The sequence below is a fragment of the Nonomuraea sp. NPDC049129 genome, assembly GCF_040648495.1.
GTDB lineage: Bacteria > Actinomycetota > Actinomycetes > Streptosporangiales > Streptosporangiaceae > Nonomuraea.
Map to the genome: position 1 here is coordinate 102424 of NZ_JBEZDU010000005.1, position 18128 is coordinate 120551.

The 18128-nt window shown below is 68.7% G+C and carries 16 protein-coding genes; 13 read left to right on the top strand and 3 right to left on the bottom strand.

All coding sequences use genetic code 11. The annotated features are described in order from the left end of the window. Positions 1-230: 230 nt before the first annotated feature. Both AB0B64_RS16375 and AB0B64_RS16380 read right to left on the bottom strand, forming a co-directional pair. On the bottom strand, positions 231-1091 hold the full coding sequence (locus tag AB0B64_RS16375; protein WP_357955997.1) for an RNA methyltransferase: 861 nt from the start codon (positions 1089-1091) through the stop codon (positions 231-233). Beyond that, the gene (locus tag AB0B64_RS16380; protein ID WP_358178176.1) at positions 1039-1812 is read right to left on the bottom strand and encodes a DUF4184 family protein; all 774 of its coding nucleotides are present in this window, start codon (positions 1810-1812) and stop codon (positions 1039-1041) included. The genes AB0B64_RS16375 and AB0B64_RS16380 overlap by 53 nt, the downstream gene beginning before the upstream one ends. Positions 1813-2023: 211 nt before the next feature. Between AB0B64_RS16380 and AB0B64_RS16385 the strand changes: the two genes are divergently transcribed. The 11 genes from AB0B64_RS16385 to AB0B64_RS16435 all read left to right on the top strand — a co-directional run bounded on the left by AB0B64_RS16385 (position 2024) and on the right by AB0B64_RS16435 (position 16275). Beyond that, a complete protein-coding gene (locus AB0B64_RS16385; protein ID WP_357956001.1) occupies positions 2024-2596 on the top strand; it encodes a cation transporter in 573 nt (190 codons plus the stop codon). Between the two features lie 134 nt (positions 2597-2730). Further along, complete coding sequence (locus AB0B64_RS16390) at positions 2731-4506, top strand: substrate-binding domain-containing protein (protein ID WP_357956003.1); 1776 nt, start codon at positions 2731-2733, stop codon at positions 4504-4506. A 139-nt stretch (positions 4507-4645) separates the two neighbouring features. Beyond that, positions 4646-6232: a sigma-70 family RNA polymerase sigma factor gene (locus tag AB0B64_RS16395; protein WP_358178178.1), complete on the top strand. Its 1587-nt coding sequence runs from the start codon at positions 4646-4648 to the stop codon at positions 6230-6232. A gap of 368 nt (positions 6233-6600) precedes the next feature. Next, on the top strand, positions 6601-6969 hold the full coding sequence (locus AB0B64_RS16400) for a hypothetical protein (protein WP_357956007.1): 369 nt from the start codon (positions 6601-6603) through the stop codon (positions 6967-6969). A gap of 8 nt (positions 6970-6977) precedes the next feature. After that, positions 6978-8096 (top strand): GNAT family N-acetyltransferase, encoded by a 1119-nt coding sequence (locus tag AB0B64_RS16405; RefSeq protein WP_357956009.1) that lies wholly within the window; start codon positions 6978-6980, stop codon positions 8094-8096. Between the two features lie 150 nt (positions 8097-8246). Further along, the gene (locus tag AB0B64_RS16410) at positions 8247-9080 is read left to right on the top strand and encodes a glycosyltransferase family 2 protein (protein ID WP_357956012.1); all 834 of its coding nucleotides are present in this window, start codon (positions 8247-8249) and stop codon (positions 9078-9080) included. 11 nt (positions 9081-9091) lie between these two features. Further along, entirely contained in the window at positions 9092-10030 is a 939-nt protein-coding gene (locus AB0B64_RS16415; protein ID WP_357956014.1) for a glycosyltransferase family 2 protein, read from the top strand. Then, positions 10030-10833, top strand: coding sequence for a polysaccharide deacetylase family protein (locus AB0B64_RS16420; RefSeq protein ID WP_357956016.1), 804 nt, complete (start codon positions 10030-10032; stop codon positions 10831-10833). The genes AB0B64_RS16415 and AB0B64_RS16420 overlap by 1 nt, the downstream gene beginning before the upstream one ends. Further along, entirely contained in the window at positions 10826-12142 is a 1317-nt protein-coding gene (locus tag AB0B64_RS16425; RefSeq protein WP_357956019.1) for a hypothetical protein, read from the top strand. Before AB0B64_RS16420 ends, AB0B64_RS16425 begins: the two co-directional genes overlap by 8 nt. A gap of 8 nt (positions 12143-12150) precedes the next feature. Continuing rightward, positions 12151-15015, top strand: coding sequence for a hypothetical protein (locus tag AB0B64_RS16430; RefSeq protein ID WP_358178180.1), 2865 nt, complete (start codon positions 12151-12153; stop codon positions 15013-15015). A 78-nt stretch (positions 15016-15093) separates the two neighbouring features. Further along, complete coding sequence (locus AB0B64_RS16435; protein ID WP_357956024.1) at positions 15094-16275, top strand: DUF418 domain-containing protein; 1182 nt, start codon at positions 15094-15096, stop codon at positions 16273-16275. On the opposite strand, the gene AB0B64_RS16440 is transcribed toward AB0B64_RS16435, so the two are convergent. Next, positions 16254-16709 (bottom strand): Lrp/AsnC family transcriptional regulator, encoded by a 456-nt coding sequence (locus AB0B64_RS16440; RefSeq protein WP_357956026.1) that lies wholly within the window; start codon positions 16707-16709, stop codon positions 16254-16256. The genes AB0B64_RS16435 and AB0B64_RS16440 overlap by 22 nt on opposite strands. Positions 16710-16802: 93 nt before the next feature. On the opposite strand from AB0B64_RS16440, the gene AB0B64_RS16445 reads away from it, so the two are divergent. Together AB0B64_RS16445 and AB0B64_RS16450 are read left to right on the top strand one after the other, a co-directional pair. Next, the gene (locus AB0B64_RS16445) at positions 16803-17657 is read left to right on the top strand and encodes an LLM class flavin-dependent oxidoreductase (RefSeq protein WP_357956028.1); all 855 of its coding nucleotides are present in this window, start codon (positions 16803-16805) and stop codon (positions 17655-17657) included. A gap of 11 nt (positions 17658-17668) precedes the next feature. Continuing rightward, positions 17669-18094, top strand: coding sequence for a nucleoside deaminase (locus tag AB0B64_RS16450; RefSeq protein WP_358178182.1), 426 nt, complete (start codon positions 17669-17671; stop codon positions 18092-18094). Positions 18095-18128: the final 34 nt, after the last annotated feature.

Below are 18128 nucleotides of genomic sequence, written 5' to 3' on the forward strand. Positions count from 1 at the left end.
GACGCCGCGGCGTGCGCGCGCACGCCGACCACGCCGCCTCAGGGATCGCCTGGGCCGCGGAACCGACCGGGAAAGGGGGGTGGGTGAGGGAGCGGTTTGAGCGCCGAACCGTTGACCTTGCTGCCGCCAGACGCTAAGCGCTGCGATCGGGTGTGCAAATACGTATGTTTATCGGTAGCCCTACCGATCTTTCGATCCGCCCTGGTCAGAGCCTCCGAGAGAGACGACTCCTAGAGCCCGGCACTGCCGCGCATGAGGCCATGGCAAGCGATCGCAGCCGCCGCCACCACGTTGAGCGAGTCCACACCGGCCGCCATGGCCGCCGGGCTCATGGGAATGCACACGGGCTCATCGGCCTCCTGCGACCACCGCGAGGAGAGCCCGTCTCCTTCGGAGCCCAGCAGCAGCGCCACCCGATCCGTCATCTTCACCGCGTCCAGCGGCGTGGCGCTCTGATCAGGGGTCAGCGCGAGCAGCTGATAGCCCGCGTCACGCATCTGCTCCAGCCCGTTGTACCAGTCGTCCATGCGCGCGTACGGGATGGAGAACACCGCGCCCATCGAGACCTTCACCGACCGCCGATACAGCGGATCAGCGCACCGAGGCGACAGGACGATCCCGTCCACCCCCAGCGCGGCGGCGCACCTGAAGATCGCGCCGACGTTCGAGTGGTCCACGAGGTCCTCCAGGACCACCACGCGTGAGGTGCCCGCCAGCACCCGCTCCACCGACGGCAGCGGCAGGCGCTCCATCGACGCCAGCGCTCCCCGGTGCACCTGGAACCCGGCGACGCCCAGCATGGTCTCGTCGCTCACCACGTACACCGTCGCGTCCCCGAGCACGTCCGCCAGCGGTTCCAGCCAGCGCGGGGTCGTCAGGACCGATCTGATCGGGTAGCCGGCGCCGATCGCGCGTCTGATCACCTTCTCGCCCTCGGCCACGAACAGGCCGCGCTCCGCCTCCAGGCTCTTGCGCAGGTCCACGTCCCTGAGCCGGGTGTAGTCGGTCAGGCGTGGGTCGGCGGGGTCCGTTACGTAGTCAGGCACCTTCAGATACTGCCATGAGGCGCATGACCTGCCAGACCACCGCATAGCAGCTGAGCACCAGGCAGAGGCCCACGAGCGTGCCCGCGCCCACCTTGGTGATGACGCTGGCGATGCCGAGCTGGGGGACGGGCTCGTCGACCAGGGGCCAGAGAAAGGCGCCCGCGACGGTGCCGGCCATGCAGAGGGCCAGGACCGCCCGTCGTACGCCCGCGTGGAGCCGCAGCCGGTCGGGGACGGTCGCGGCGCCCATCCGGGTGAGGCCGCGCCAGGCCCACCACACCACGATGGCCAGGCCCACCACTGAGGAGGTGTACTGGAGCAGGCGGAACAGCCTGATCACCCCGAACACCGACACCCCCAGCCACGGACCCCACTCGCCGGGGCCGGTGGAGTGGGTGAAGGAGTCCCACAGGACGTGGGAGGCGGCGCCGATCAGGGCGCCGGCCAGGATGGCCGGCAGGTCGCGGAGGCGCGGCGGGAGCAGGGTCGCGGCGCGGCCCGCGAGGGCGGGTGGGAGCAGGGAGATCAGCGGCTCGCGGAAGAAGAGATGGAACAGGGCCAGCAGGATGAGTAGGGCGGCCAGGTCGATGGTGACGACGCCGCGCCAGGAGTGCCAGTCGGTGTAGTCGGGCAGGAACGGCAGGAAGATCGGCAGGTCGGGGACCATCGCGCCGATCGCCAGCGCCCATGGGTTGGCCAGCCTGCGGAATCGGGGCGACGACACCAGGGGAAGCACCGCCGCGATGTGACTGGGCGTGAACGGCACCGGCCCCAACTCCTCCCCCGTAGCTGATCTTCGAAGATTACCTCGCGAACCTTGAACAAGCTTTGCTCGTAGACCCTAAGGTCACCATTAGTAATGGGTAGCTTACTTATCGCTGTCGACGGCCGGAGTCGGGATTCGGGGGTTCAAGGTGCCTGAACAGCGAGTTCACGCTCATCCGGCCGCGTCAGCCGCCTGGCTGCGCGCTGCGCGCGTGGCTCGCTCCCTTTCGGTGCTCACCCTCGTGTGGCTGGCGGTGGAGAGCACGCTCGGGCTGGCCGCGGGGCTGGGGGCGCATTCGGTGGCGCTGATCGGCTGGGGGCTGTCGGCTCTCGTGGAGGCGGTGGCGAGCCTGATCGTGGTGTGGCGGTTCACCGGCTCGCGCACGCTGTCGCCGAGCGCGGAGCGCCGGGCGGGGCGGGCGGTCGCGGTGAGCTTCTGGCTGCTGGCGCCCTATCTGGTCATCCACGTCGCCCACGATCTCGACGCCGGCCATCGGGCCGTACCGACCGCGCTCGGCATCGTGGTGACCGCGGTCAGCCTGGCCAGCATGCCGGTGCTGGGGTTGGTCAAGCGGCGGCTCGGCCGGCGGCTCGGGTCCCCCGCGACCTCGGGGGAAGGCACCCAGAACCTCATCTGCGCCGCGATGGCCGCGGGCGTCCTGACGGGATTGTGGCTGAACACGCTCGGCTGGTGGTGGGTCGATCCGGTGGTGGCGTTGGCTCTGGCGGCGGTCGCCACGAGGGAGGGAACTCGGGCCTGGCGCGGTCACTCATGCTGCCATTGACCGTCACACCAGGTAATCGTCGCACCAAACGGGCTGTTTTGCCACAGTAAGCGCACCGAGTATCGTTCCGGAAGTATTGCGGAGCATCTCCCGCTAGGGTCTCCGAAAGGTCCCGACACACCGAAGAGGACATCGTGGGGCGACACCGCACAGACGAGCTCGACGGCGGCTACCAAGCTCAGGAACCGACTCCCCGAAAGCGTGGGAACGGTGGTGGCCGCGGCAAGGTGTTCGTCCCGCTCGCCGGGGCGGTCGCACTCGCTGTGCTGCTGGGCGTCGCGGCGTTCGTCATCTTTAACCGCGACCACGACTGCTCGAACGGCAAGCTGCCACTGCGCGTCGTCGCGAGCCCGGACATCCAGCCCGCGCTCAACAAGATCGCCGGCAACTACAACAAGGCCATGCACTCGATCGACAGCCGCTGCGTCGAGGTGACGGTGGCCAAGGAGGCCGCGGCGCGGACCGCGAACGCGCTGGCCGCCGGCAAGATCAACGCCGACCTGTGGGTGGCCGACTCCAGCCTCGTCGTCTCCAGGCTCCGCGGCCAGGCCGCGGGCGCCGCCCTGCCGGAGTCCAGCGGCTCGATCGCCACCTCGCCGGTCGTGCTGGTGGCCGCCAAGGCCGCGGCGGCCAAGCTGGCCAGCAGCCTCCAGCCGAGCTGGGCGGGCGTCATCGCGGCGGCGAACGTCGCCAATCCGGACGGACCCGGTAAGAAGGTCCGTGTACTGGCCCTCGACCCGCAGAAGAACTCGGCCGGGATGGCCGCGCTGCTGGCCGCCGCCGGCTCGGCCCAGCAGGCCGGTCAGAGCAAGGCGCTGGTGGGCGCGCTCAAGGAGCTGTCGGGCCAGCTCGTCGCCGACCCGGCCGCGCTGCTGGCCAGCCTGACCGTGAAGTCCGGGAGCAAGGTCCCGATCGGCGTCACGTCCGAGCAGACCATCTACCTCCACAACACGAAAAAGCCTGACACCCCGGTGGTGCCGCTCTACCCGGCCGAAGGCACGCTCAGCCTCGACTACCCGCTCGTGATCGTCACCAAGGACGCGGCGGCGCAGAAGGCGGCCGCGGCGTTCAAGCAGGAGCTCGGCACCGAGTCGGCCCACCGGACGCTGCGCGAGCAGGGCTTCCGTACACCCGACGGCAAGGCCGGCGACGCCCTGTCCAAGGACAAGGGTTTCACCCCGGCCCCGCCGACACCGCTGCCCACCCCGGACGACAAGACCGTGGTGAGCATGGCGCAGACCTGGTCCCGGCTGAACCTCGGCACCCGCCTGCTCACCCTGCTCGACGTCTCGGGCACGATGGCACTGCCCGTCCCCGGCACGAAGATGACCCGCATGCAGGCCATCGGCAAGATCGCCGTCGAGGGGCTCGGGCTGTTCCCCGCCGACGCGGAGATCGGGGTGTGGGCGTTCTCCACCCACCTCGACGGACAGGGCAAGGACTGGCGCGAGGTGGTCTCGGTCGGGCCGCTCAGCGAGAGCGTCAACGGCGTGCTCCGCAAGGACGCCTTGGGCCGGCAACTGGGGGCCGCCCAGGCCAAGGCCACGGGTGACACAGGACTGAACGACACGCTCAAGGCCGCGTACGCGGAAATGACGAAGTCGTACCAGGAAGACAAGATCAACACGATCGTGATCCTCACCGACGGCGCCGGCAACGACGATCCGGACGGCGGGCTCAGCAACAAGCAGATCCTGAACTATCTCAAGAAGACGTATAACCCCAAGCGCCCGGTCAGCATCCTCCTCATCGCCTTCGGCCCGGACGCGCCCAAGGGCAAGCAGCAGATGGACGCGCTCGCGCAGGCGACCGGTGGCGAGGCTTACATCGCCAAGAACGTGCTGCAGGTGCGCGACTTCTTCCTCCAGGGCATGCAGCGCCGCCTCTGCGCGCCGCGCTGCGATGGCTGACCCCATTAGTCACATCTGACACCGTTTTCCCAGCTCATGCCAGTTGGGCATGGACTGGCACGCTGTGGTAACCCCGCTCGCGCGGGGAGGCGTCCTACCCGCCGTGAGGGCTTCCGCCCTCGACCAGCGGGGAGGAAACGTGTCTGGATGGCCGGCTGTTGACCGCGGTGACGATCAGCAGGTGGTCGACGCGCTTCGGATGGGTGCCGTCGAAGGCGCGGCCAAGCTCTATGACGCTTATGCCGAGCGGTTGCACGACTACGCGTGCTCTCTTACCGGGGAGCGCGACGCCGCGGCCGACTCCGTACATGACGCGCTCGTCACCGCGCACGGGTGCGTCTCGCGGTTGAAGGAGACCGGCCGGCTGAGAGCCTGGCTGTACGCGCTGACCAGGTTCCAGGCTGTCGCCCGGCTGGCCCACAGGAGCGGCTCGGCCAAGACCGACAGCGTTCCGTTGCCGGTCTTCGACGAGCCGGAGGATCCCGAGCTCGCCGCGCTGGTGCACGAGGCGCTCGGGGAGCTGAGCAGGAACGAGCGCGAGGTCCTGGAGCTGTCACTGCGTCACGGGCTCACCCCGGCGGAGGTCGGCGCTGTGCTCGGGCTGACCTCTCGCCAGGCCACCGCCCGGCTCGGCCGGGCCCGCGATCATCTGGAGAACGCCGCCGCCGCCGTGATCCTGGCCAGGACCGGACGGGCGCACTGTCCTGACCTGTCGGCGATGCTGGACTCGTGGGAAGGGCCGCTCACCTCGTTGCTGCGGCGGCGATTGTCGGGACACATCTCAGGGTGCGAGGTGTGTACGGAGGGGCGGCACCGGCAGGTGGCGGCCACCCGGCTGCTCGACATGGTGCCGGTGGCCTATCCCCCCATTTCGCTGCGCCGCAGGGTGGTCGACACCTGCGTCAACCCGGAGCGGGACCAGACCCGGACGCTGATCACCGACCGGGGCGACAGCTTCGACCGCACGGGATTTCCGGTGGCGGTCGAGCGGCGCTCGCGCCGCCGCCGGCCGCGCCGCCTCGGGCCCGTGCTGCTGGCCGGCGCGGCGGTGCTCGCGGCGACCGGCGCCATGGTCGCGATGAACAGCGGCGACCCCGCCAAGACCGCGCTGCGCGTGGCCCCCGCCCCCTCGGCCTCCCCCGCTGCCTCTCCTGACGACCTGACCGGCTCTCCTGACGACCTGACCGGCACCACGCCGGAGCCCGAGTCGGAGGACGACACCACGCCCACGCCTGATCCGTCGCCCACGGCGTCCCGCAGCGGGGCGCCGAGCACGAGACCCGCCACCACCAAGCCCGCGGCCGCCCCGACGGCCACCCGCCGGCAGACCGTCCGCGGCGCCCGGTTCGCCACCTCCTGCCCGGACGGTGTCGAGGACGCCGCGAAGATCGGGCTGACCGCGCGCAACGCCACCGTCGCCTGGCGCGCGACCGCGTCCGCGGGGCTGCAGGTGTATCCCGCGAGCGGGTCGATCAAGGCGGGCGGCTCGATGGCGATCTGGGTCACGGTCGACGACCCCGGCACCGGTGGCAGCGGCTCGGTGTCCTTCAGCTCCAACGGCGGCGGCGCGAAATGCTCGCTGTCGTGGCACGGCGGCACGGAGCAGACCCCGGAGCCGCCCACGGACCAGCCGACGAGCGGTCCCGAGCCGAGCGAGACGCCCAGCGGGCCGACGCAGAGCACGTCCGTGGACAACGTCCAGGTAGACCCGCCCCACGACTCCTGATGTGTGACATGGTTACTCGGGATGATATTCCGCCTGATAAGGCAGGAAATTCTGACTCCCGGTCGTCAAATGGCCCGCCCCCACGCCAGTGACTGCTGAGCCCGGAGTACACTTACGTGACAAGTGGGGATAAAACGGACCATAGCTCGAAGATCTTGCCGCAAGTAGGGCATCCTTGTGGTTTGGGGACCGCAACGGAGGCCGGAGTATGACCGTGTGTTCAAAAACACACGAAGAATATCTGCCTGCCGGTAAACCGGAGCGCGTCGCCAAGCGTCGGCATTGACGTGTCCACGGGTGCATTGGTCCCATGAAATGCGATCAATCGCGCCTTTACCCAGCTAGGCCCCAGGAGAGAAGACAAGTAGATGCTCAAGCACCGCAGAGCGCTGACGTGGCTCCTCGCGCTCGCCTGCATCGCGGGAGCGGTGATCGCGCTGTTCGACATCCAGACACCGCTGCGCCCGCTCCTCATCTCTCTTTTCCTTCTGGTGGTGCCAGGAGCCGCAGTCGTAGGACTGTTGCGTGATCGTGACCCGCTTGCCGCACTATCAGTAGGAGCTGCGGCAAGTCTCGTGCTTAACGTGCTTCTCGCCCAAGCCATGCTGCAGTTCAACGCATGGTCGCCTCGGGCCGGTGTGGCAACGGTCGCCGTGCTCGGAGGCTTCATGTACGTGCTTCGCGTGTTGTACCGGGGGAAGAACATGCAGACCGAACAGGGGGCCAGGCCAAGGTGAACATCACAGTGGTTCGCCCCGGAGACCTCGGCGAGTCCGAGCGGGCCAGGTGGCGGGCGCTTCAGAAGGCGGACCCGAGCCTGGACAACCCATTCCTCTCCGTCGAATTCGCCTTGGCGATGGACCGCCTGCGGGATCGGGTCCGGGTCGCGGTCATCCAGGACGAGACCGGCATCGCCGGCTTCTTCCCGTACGAGCGCCACAGCTTCGGCATCGGCAAGCCGCTCGGCGGCTTCCTCACCACCTGCCATGGCCTGATCTCCGAGCCGGACCTGAAGTTAGAGGCCCGCGCGCTGCTGAGGGCCTGCAAGCTCAGCGTCTTCGACTTCGACCACCTGGTCGCGGGGCAGCCGACGTTCGCTCCTTACGAGAGCGACGTGCGCCCGGCGCCGGTCATGGACTTCACCCAGGGCTTCGACGCCTGGCTCCAGCAGGTGAAGACCAACTCCCCCAAGAACCTGAAGACCGTGCGCTACAAGGAGCGCAAGTTCGGCAGGGAGCACGGTGGGCTGCGCTTCGAATGGGCCTCGGCCGATCCGGAGGTGCTGCGCACCCTGCTCGCGTGGAAGTCCGACCAGTACAGACGGACGGGCCGGGTCGACCGGTTCGCCCAGCCCTGGATCGTCGAGCTGATCGACCTGATGTTCGCCGAGAAGTCGGCTGACTTCTCGGGTGTCCTGACCATGCTGTACGCGGGAGACGTGCCAGTCGCCGGCCATTTTGGACTGCGCACGGCCACCACGCTCGTCGGGTGGTTCCCCGCTTACGACACCGAGTTCGCCCGGTACTCACCGGGCATCGTGCACCATCTGCAAATGGCAGAGGCCGCCGCGGCGGCCGGGTTGCACATGGTGGACATGGGCAAGGGCGGCAAGGAATACAAGGACTGGCTCAAGAGTGGGGTGCTGTACGTCGCCGAGGGCCGGGTCTCCAGACCCTCCGCGTCGGCGGCGGTGCACTGGATGGGCAGAACTCCTTTCAACAAAGCCCGAACAATTGTCATGGACCGGCCGTCTCTCTATAGGGCAGCCGACAGAGTCCTGAAGGGTTTCGGTCGGGTGCGCAGCACTTTGCAGCACCAGGAGTCATCCAACGCAGTCGTCAAGGAACCAACGGGAGCGCGCTAGCGCTCCCACCCGTACAGCCCTAGCAATCCCCGCGCAACCCTCGCTCCCAGTGGACCCTTCATGCACCGTTCGCAGCACCGCCATTCCTCCTGCACCCGGGAGTGGCTGCGTCCGGCCAGTGTGCTGGGTCTCGGAAGGAATTCCCTCACCATGAGTCCCGACATCACCAAGCACAACGGCAAAGTGCAGATCGCGCCGCTGCGATCGATGCCACCTATTGAGCGTTTCACCCCGGTCACGCCTCACCTGGCCATCTCTCCCACGGTGAGCGTCGTGGTCCCGGCCATGAACGAGGCGGACAACCTGCCCCATGTCTTCGCCACGTTGCCCCAGTGGATCGATGAGATCATCCTGGTCGACGGCAACTCCGTCGACGACACCGTGGCGGTGGCCAGACGCCTGCGGCCCAACCTGAAGGTGGTCACCCAGACCGGCAAGGGCAAGGGTGACGCCTTGGCCGCCGGCTTCGCCGCCGCCAGCGGCGACATCATCGTGATGATCGACGCCGACGGCTCCACCGACGGCCACGAGATCATCACGTTCGTCGGTGCGCTGGTGACCGGCGCCGACTTCGTCAAGGGATCGCGCTACGCCGCCGGTGGCGGCAGCGACGACCTGACCTTCGGCCGCCGGTTGGGCAACAAGGTCCTCACCAGCATCGTCAATATGATGTACGGCACGCAGTACACCGACTTGTGCTACGGCTACAACGCCTTCTGGGCCCGCCACCTCGAGGTGCTCGACCTCGATTGCGACGGTTTCGAGGTGGAAACGCTGCTGAACGTCCGCGCCGCCAAGGCCGGACTGAAGGTGCACGAGGTGCCGAGCCACGAGCGCAACCGGATCCACGGCGAGAGCAACCTGCGCGTCGTGCGTGACGGCATGCGTGTGCTGAAGACCATCCTGCGAGAGTGGCGCCGCCAGCCCGCCCCTCCGCAGCCCAAGCCCGCCACTGCTCCGGCCGCGGACCGGGGTGTCGCGTAAGAAGGTCCGTTGTGAAGACGTCTGTTGTCATCTGCGTATACACCGACGAGCGGTGGGAGGACATCAGGCAAGCCGTCGAGTCGGTCGAGAATCAGCGGCGACGACCGTACGAGCTGATCCTGGTCGTCGACTACAACCCGGACCTGCACCTGAAACTCAAGCGTGCTTACCCACAGGCCATTGTGGTGGAGAACACGCACGAGAAGGGGCTGTCCGGCGGCAAGAACACCGGCGTGGCCACGGCCACCGGTGACATCGTCGCGTACCTCGACGACGACGCCGTCGCCGATCCCGGCTGGCTGGAGGCTTTGGAGGAGGGCTTCCAGGAACCGGGTGTCGTCGGCGTGGGCGGTCGCACCGAGCCGTTGTGGGCGTCCCAGCGCAGGCCGCGCTGGTTCCCCTACGAGTTCGACTGGACGGTCGGCTGCTCTTATCGCGGCATGCCCGCGGTGAGAGCGCCGATCCGCAATGTGATGGGCGGCAACGCCGCCTTCCTGCGCGAGGTCGTCTCCGAGGTGGGCGGTTTCCACAGCGGCATCGGGCGCAGCGTGCAGGGTCGCAAGAGCCGGCCGCTGGGCTGCGAGGAGACCGAGTTCTGCATCAGGCTGAGCCAGCGCAAGCCCGGCTCGGTCATGCTGTTCGAGCCGCGCGCGCTGATCGGGCACAAGGTGTCGCGCCAGCGCGAGCGATTCGCCTACTTCAGATCCAGGTGCTACGCGGAGGGACTGTCCAAGGCCCTGGTCACGCAGGAGGTGGGCACCCAGGACGGACTGGCCAGTGAGCGGGCGCACGCGCTGAAGACGCTGCCGCTCGGCGCGCTGCGGGGCGTCGGCGAGGCGTTCCGGGGCGACGTCGGCGGGCTCGGCCGGGCCGCCGCGATCGTGGTCGGCCTGGCCTGGACCACCTGGGGTTACCTGATCGGCTCGGCACGACTGAAGGCAGTGCGCTGATGATCCGCGTACCGATATTGATGTACCACTCTGTCGCCGACGACCCGAACGAGGAGACACTCCCTCACTCGGTACGGCCGTCGGACCTGGACGAGCAGCTCGCCTACCTGTCGGAGAGCGGGTTCACCCCGCTCACGCTGGGCGATCTGGTGGCCTCACTGAACAAGAACAACGGCAGGTGCATGCCGGACAAACCCATCGTCCTGACCTTCGACGACGGCTACGCCGACTTCCACAGCCGCGCGCTGCCGCTGCTCGACCGCTACAAGTTCCCGGCCACGGTCTTCCTGACCAGTGGCTGGGTGGCGGACGCCGGCGACGACGCCGCGGGCCGGCCGCTCGACGACATGCTCACCTGGGGCCAGGCCCGCGAGACCGCCCAGGCCGGCATGGAGATCGGCGGCCACAGCCACAGCCACCCGCAGCTCGACCAGCTCCACATCGACGAGCTGCGCCAGGAGCTGCGTAAGAACAAGGGCCTGCTGGAGGAGAAGATCGGCGCGCCGGTCGCCACCATGGCCTACCCCTATGGCTACTCCAGCGCCCGCGTACGCCGCGAGGTGCGCAAGGCCGGCTACTTCGCCGCCTGCGCGGTGAACAACTCGATCGCCGCCGACCGTCACGACATGCTGGCCATCCCCCGGCTGACCGTGGCCCGGCACACGTCCATCAGCATGTTCAAGCGCGCCGTCGAAGGCACTGGTGTGCCCCTGATCTACCTGAAGGAACGGGTCCTCACCAAGGGCTACGCGATCGTCAGGCGCACGAGGTACGGCCTGCAGCGGGTGCGTGGAAATGTCTAGCCTCTGGGGGAGGGTCCTGCGCGACCTTCGTAACCCCCTGTTCCGCAACGGCTACGCGCTGATGGCCAACACGGCGATCACCGCGACGCTCGGCATGGGCTACTGGCTGCTGGCCGCCCACTTCTACACGCCCGAGGAGTTCGGCCGGGGCCAGGCGATGATCACCGCGATGCGGCTGTTCGCGTCGCTGACCGCGCTGGGCCTGGTGGGCGCGCTCTCCCGCTTTCTCCCGCTGGCGGGCCGCCGCATCCCCGAGCTCATCCTGCGAGGGTACGGCCTGGCGGCGGCGACCGGCGGCGTGGCGGCACTCGGCTTCCTGCTGACCCTGCCGCTGTGGGGACGCACTTACTCGGTGCTCGGCGCGTTCGGGCCCGGCCTGTTCTTCCTCGGCTCGGTGCTGGTCTGGTCGGTGTTCACGTTGCAGGACGTGGTGCTGACCGGACTGCGCAACGCCACCTGGGTGCCGCTCAACAACCTGGTCTTCGGCCTGGCCAAGATGGGGTTGCTGATCGCGATGGCCGGCGCGCTGCCCGACGGCGGCATCTTCACTTCCTGGATGGTGCCGACGGCGCTGGCGCTGATCCCGGTCAACTGGCTGATCTTCGGCGTCATCGTCCCCCGGCACATGAAGCGGACCGAGACCGTCCAGCAGCCGCCGCGGCTGCGCGAGATCGGCCGGTTCCTGGCCGGCGACTTCCCCGGCACGCTGTCGATCCTGGCCATCGTCTACCTCGTGCCCACCGTCGTCGCGACCCGGGTGGACGAGGCCACGTTCGGCCGCTTCTCGATGGCGCACACGCTGGCCAGCATGATCGAACTGCTGGCCATGAACATGGCCGTGTCACTGACCGTCGAGGGCTCCTTCGACCGGTCGCAGCTGGCCGAGAACTGCCGCCGGGCGCTGCAGCGAGCCTTCATGATCATCGTACCGATCATCGTCGTGGTGCTCGCGGGCGCGCCCCTCATCCTGAGCGTTTTCGGGGACGGCTTCGCGGCGGTGGGTACGACGTTGCTGCGGCTCATGGCGCTGGCCGTGCTGCCACGGGTGCTGATCGAGGTCTATCTGAGCGTGCTGCGGGCGCGGAGTGACGCGCGGCAGCTGGCCTTCGTGCAGATCGGGCTCGCGGTGCTCGTTCTCGTGTCGATCCTGGCGCTGTTCCCGTTCGCCGGAGTCAACGCCGTTGGGTACGGCTTGTTGCTCAGCGAGACTTTGATGGCACTTTTGATCTTCAAATCTCTTCGCAAAATACTCATTCTTGGCGATACACGGCGGACTCCCGTCACTCAGGGGTCGTCCGGGGCCGCATGATGGTCAACGTGAGGCAACGCGACGGCGATGGCATGACAACGGGGATCACGGGCTCCTCCGAGCACGTGGGCGACTCCACGGACGGCACCGAGGCAGAGGGGGAAACGGGCGTGCCCTTCGATCCGGACGCCACGGGCATCATCCCCCGGCCGCCGGTCCCGAAGGGCCCGACCGGCCCCGCCACGGACGTCGCCGACGGTGACGACGACGGTGATGACGACGGTGATGACGAGGCGGAGACGGGCACCCTGCCCGCCATCCGCCTGCCCGCCACCCTCCACATCGGCTCGCCGCCAAGAGCCCCCGAGGACACCAAGGATGCGAAGGAGTCGGAGGACCCGCAGCGGCCCGAAGACCCGCAGGAGCCCAAGGCCGCCAAGGGCCCGAAGGAGGCTGAGGGCCCGCAGGAGCCCAAGGCCGCCAAGGACCCGAAGGAGGCTGAGGGCCCGCAGGCGCCCAAGGCCGCGAAGGAGCCGAAGGGCGCCAAGGGTCCGGCCGCGGACGAGGCGGTGTCCGCCGCGGATGACGATGCCGCGGGGACCGTGCCGACGAAGGTGGCGGCCGCCCCAGTCGCGAGTCTGGCCGTGGAAGCTCCCCCGGCTCCCGCGAAAACGCCCGTCGAGCCCCCCGCCCCACCCCCCGCCTCAACCGCCACCAAGACCCCGGCCAAGCCTCCGGCCAAGACACCCGCCGCTACCGAACCCGCCCCCGCCAAGGCGAGGGGCCTGGGCGAGCGGCTGCGGCAGTTGGGGCGCAGCGCGCCCATGTGGCTCCCCGCGCTGCTCACGGTCGAGGGCCTGATCATGTACGTCCTCGCCCTGCGCGTGGCCCCGGGCCCGCTGCGCGGCGTGGACCCGGCCGACATCAACGGTCTCGGCCTGATCGCCGCCCTCCCGGCCAGCGCGTTCGCCGCGATCCTGATCATGCTGGTGTCGTTCTTCGTCACCGTCGCCCAGAGCACCGACCGTAAGTTCCTCCTGCTGTTCCAGATCGCCGTCATCACCTTCGCCCTGCACGGCGCCGGTTCGCTGGTGGCCAGCGAGCCCAGGTTCCCCACGGCGTACATCCACGCGGGCTTCGTCGACTTCATCGGCCGGACCGGCGAGACCGCGATCAGCATCGACGCCCGCATGGGCTGGCCGGGCTACTTCGCGCTGTTCGCCTTCGTGACGAAGGCCGCCGGCATCAGCGACATGACCACGATCCTCCAGTGGACGCCGCTGCTGACGAACCTGCTCTACCTGCTGCCGTTCGTGCTGATCCTGCGCCAGGTGGTGGCCACCACGCGGGCGCGCTGGTACGCGGCGCTGCTGTTCGTGCTGGTGCAGTGGATCGGGCAGGACTACTTCTCGCCGCAGGGCTTTACCTTCGCGCTCTATCTGGCCTTTGTCGCGATCCTGTTGCGCTGGTTCGGGCGGGTGGAGCCGCGCACCAAGCCGATCGCGCCGAAGGGGCTGCGCAAGCTGCTCGGCCGTCTCGACGCGATGACGCCGGGCGAGATCGCCAACACCGGTACGTTCCGGGCCGACCGGCTGCTGATGCTGCTGATGCTGCTCGCGCTGTTCTTCGCGGCGACGGCCTCGCACCAGATCACGCCGTTCATGATGCTCGGCGTGGTGACGGCCTTCCTCATCTTCAAGCGGACCAAGCTGACCTGGGCGCTGCCGTTCTTCCTCGGCCTGGCCGTGCTGGCCTGGATCAGCTACGAGACCGTGGGCTTCTGGGCGGGCCAGATCGACGCGATCTTCGGCGGCCTGGGCCGGATTCTGACGAACCTGCAGCGCAACACCGGCGACCGCATCGCGGGCAGCGACCCGGCGCACGCGATGGTGCTGCAGGCGCGGCTGGGCATCCTGGTCGTGATCCTCGCCCTGGCGGCGACCGGCCTGTTCAGGCGACTGCGGCGCGGGGTGGTCGACCGGGCGGCGCTGATCCTGCTCTGTGTGCCGGTGCTGGCGCTGGGGCTGCAGAGCTACGGCGGCGAGATCGGGCTGCGCATCTACATGTTCGCGCTGCCCGGCGCCTGCCTGCTGGCCGCGTACGCGTTCTTCCCGAACCTGCCCGCCGACAGCGCGGACGTGCGCGAAGAGACCGTGCCCATGCGCAAGCGGAATGTCCGCTTCAACCCCGAGCTGACCAGGAAGCTGTCGGTCGTGCTCGCGGCCTGCTTCGCGGTGGTGTTCGCGGGGGCGTTCCTGATCGCCCGCTATGGCAACGAGAAGTTCGAGCGGGTGACGACCGGCGAGGTCGCCGCGATGCACTACATCTACGCGCACGACAAGCCGAGCGCCAAGGTCCTCTACCTGACGGCCAAGGAGGGTCCCGAGGTCACGCCGACGCTGCCGTGGGGCGAGAAGGACATCGAACTGGTCAACTTCAACGGCCAGGCGCTCGTCTACCAGGATCCGACGAACATCGCCAAGGCGGTCGCGACGCTCAAGGCGAGCCCGCGCAACACCTATCTCGCCGTCAGCACCGGTCAGATCGCCTACCTGCAGCTCAACGAGGGCTTCCCGGCAGACTGGGGTCCCAGGTTCAGGGCCGCGCTGGACGCCTCGCCGGATGTCAAGAGGGTCTACGCCAACAAGGACGCCGCTCTGTACACCTGGAAGAAGTTCGTCAAGGGCACCGAGATCCCGGAACCCCTCCCGTACACAGGACGCGGCGACCCCACCTCGCCCTGGACGCCGGTCGGCCTCGCGGCACTGGCCGTGACCTGGGTAACTCTGTTCGGCTACGAGGTGATCCGGCTCAACGGGCCGAACCGGGCGGTCAAGGCGCGCCGGCGGTTGCTGTGGGTGGCCATCCCGGCATTCGCCGTGGCCGTGGGCGTGATCATCGAGCGATTTATCTATATCGCATCAAATACCTAGATTCACAGGAAACCCACAGGTTTTGCGGAATGATGTTCGCTGATGAGGACACACCCCGCCATTTCCCCTGGGCGATCCATGGTTACACGCATCACTTCGGTCGATGCCCTGCGCGGCTTCTCGCTGCTCGGCATCCTCGTCGTGAACATCGCCTTTCTGGCGTCCGGCTACCGGATGGCCGGGATGGCGGAGCCCGCGTTCATCTCACCGCTCGACTGGGCGGTGCGGTGGACCGTGACCTTGTTCATGGAGAACAAGTTCTACTTATTGTTCTCCTTCCTGTTCGGCTACAGCTTCACGCTGCAGGTCGACTCGGCCGTACGGCGGGGCAAGGCGTTCGTGCCGATGTTCCTGCGCCGCCTGGCCGGGCTGTTCCTGATCGGGCTGGCCCACGCGGTGCTGCTGTTCCCGGGTGACATCCTCACCACCTACGCCGCGGTCGGCCTGGCCCTGCTGCTGCTCCGCAAGGTCTCGCCCAAGACCGCGGTCATGCTCGCCATCGCCTTGACCTCCATGCTGGCCCTGGGCTTCGTGCTGCTGGCCGTCCTCGCGATGGTCGGTCTGGACACGGCCGGGACGGTCTCGCACGGGGTGGCGGAGGCGGTGCACTCCGACACGGCCCTGCGCGGCTCGGGCTTCCAGATCATCGGCGAGCACCTGCGCAAGCTCTCCCTCATCGTCGTGCTGCGCGTGCTCTTCCAGGGTCCGGCCGTACTGGCCGCCTGCCTGATCGGTCTGGCGGTCGGCAAGCTGGGCGTGCTGCGCGACGTGTCCGCGCACACGGCCACGCTCCGCCGACTGCAGTGGCTCGGGTTCACCGTCGGGCTGGGCGGCGCGTTCGTCTACACGCTGTCGGCCTGGCACGGCAGCGTGAACAAGTTCCTCGGCGAGGCCGTGGACCTGGTCACGGCTCCCCTGCTCGCCGCCGCCTACGCGGCGACGTTCCTGCGACTCCTGCCGCACCTGCCGCGCATCGGACGGGCGCTGGCGGCGCCGGGCCGGATGGCGCTGTCCAACTATCTGGGGCAGTCCCTCATCTGCTCACTGATCTTCACGGGGTACGGCCTGGCGCTCGTGGACCGCGTCAGCCCACCTGTGGAGGTGGTGATCGCGCTGGTCGTCTTCGTCGCGCAGGTCTTCCTCAGCCATTGGTGGCTGCGTGGGCACCGGTACGGGCCGGTGGAATGGCTGCTCCGCGCCGTGACGTACTGGAGCCGGCCCGGCCAGCGGGGCGCTCATCAGAAGTCGGCGCGCGCCTGAGGCCCCCGGTAGGGCAGCGTCCGGCTGTAGACCAGGTTGGTGGTGGTGCTGCCGAACTGGGCGAGCTCGTCGACGACCCGTTCGAGATGGGCCATGGAGGCCGCGGCCACCTTCAGCAGGTAGCAGTCGTCGCCGGTGGTGCGCAGGCATTCGAGGATCTCGGAGCGCTCACCGAGCAGCCGATGCAGCGGCTCGTGCCGACTGCCTGGATACTTGAGCCGCACCACGGCGAGCACGGCGTAGCCGACCTTCTCCAGGTCGACCTCGGCTCGGTAGCCGGTGATGACGCCGACCGCCTCCAGCCGCTTGACCCGCTCGGTCGTCGCGGAGGAGCTGAGGTTGACCCGCCGCCCCAGCTCGGTGAGCGCGACGCGCCCGTCTCTCTGGAGCTCGGCGATGATCGCCCAGTCCGTCGCGTCAAGGCTCTCGGTCATCGGCCCAAAATACCGGCAATTCCCCGGCCAATCGTCCCGTGCGCAGGGAGAACTCCCTTCCTACCGCTATGACCCATTAGCTAGCCTGCACGGGTGCGAATAGGCGTGAACGTCCCGAACTTCGGACCAGGCACCAACCCCGACGTGCTGCGCCGTTGGGCGCGGACGGTGGAGGGCCTCGGCTACGACCTGCTGATGCTGTCGGACCACGTGGTAGTGACACCGGACGTGGCCCAGCAGTATCCGGCCCCGTTCTACGAGCCCTTCACCACGCTGGCCTGGCTGGCGGGCATCACCGAGCGGATCAGGCTCGGGACCACGGTGCTGATCATGCCGTACCGGCATCCGCTGCTCGTCGCCCGGATGGCCGCCAACCTCAACGACCTCAGCGGCGGGCGGCTGGTCCTCGGCGTGGGCGTGGGGTGGGCGCGGCAGGAGTTCGAGGCGCTCGGCATGCCGTTCCACCGGCGCGGGGCGCTGACCGACGAATACCTCGACGCGCTGCGCGCCGCCTGGGCGGACGGCGCGGACTACCGCGGCGGGCCGGTGCCGATCTGGATCGGCGGCAACAGCGACGCCGGCCTGCGCCGCGCGGTGCGCCTCGGCGAGACCTGGCACCCGCTGCGCAGCACCCTGCCCTGGCTGCGCGAGGCCTTCGGCCGGCTCAAGTCCCTCGCCGACGAGCAGGGCCGCCCGATGCCCGCCCAGGCACCCCGCATCATCCTCAGGCTCACCACGTCCCCGATCACCGATCCCGAGCGGCGCGCCGGTGAGGGCACGATCGAGCAGATCGTGGACGACCTCGAACAGCTACGCCTCCTCGGCGCGGACACCGTCGTCCTCGACCCCTTCGACGGCGACCCGCAGGAGACGTGCCACCCCGAGGTGGCCTGGCACGCCCTCGCGGCCGTAGCCGCCTCCTGGGACCTTCACGCGAACCACCTATGAACGGAGCGACCATGACACACGACGACGAGCAGTTCCTGCGCCGGGCCATCGGGCTGGCCGCCAAGGCGCGGGCGGCGGGCAACCCGCCCTTCGGATCGCTCCTGGTGGGGCCGGACGGCAGCGTGCTCGCCGAGGACGTCAACACCTCCATCAGCGATGGTGACATCACCGCGCACCCCGAGCTGAAGCTGGCCCGCTGGGCGGCCCGTGAGCTCAGCCCCGAGGCCGCGGCGACCACCGTCATGTACACCAGCTGCCAGCCCTGCGGCATGTGCACGGGCGCCATCGAGCGGTCGGGGCTCGGGCGGGTGGTGTTCGCGCTGTCCACCGAACAGCTCGGCGGCCTCAAGCCACCCGCCGGGAACACCGGGGCGCGACTCGACGGACCGGCACTGTACGAGGAGGCTCGGGCCCCGGTCGAGGGCTACTACGTCTAGTGCTCGTATTTCATCAACAAGCCCAGTAAAGCCC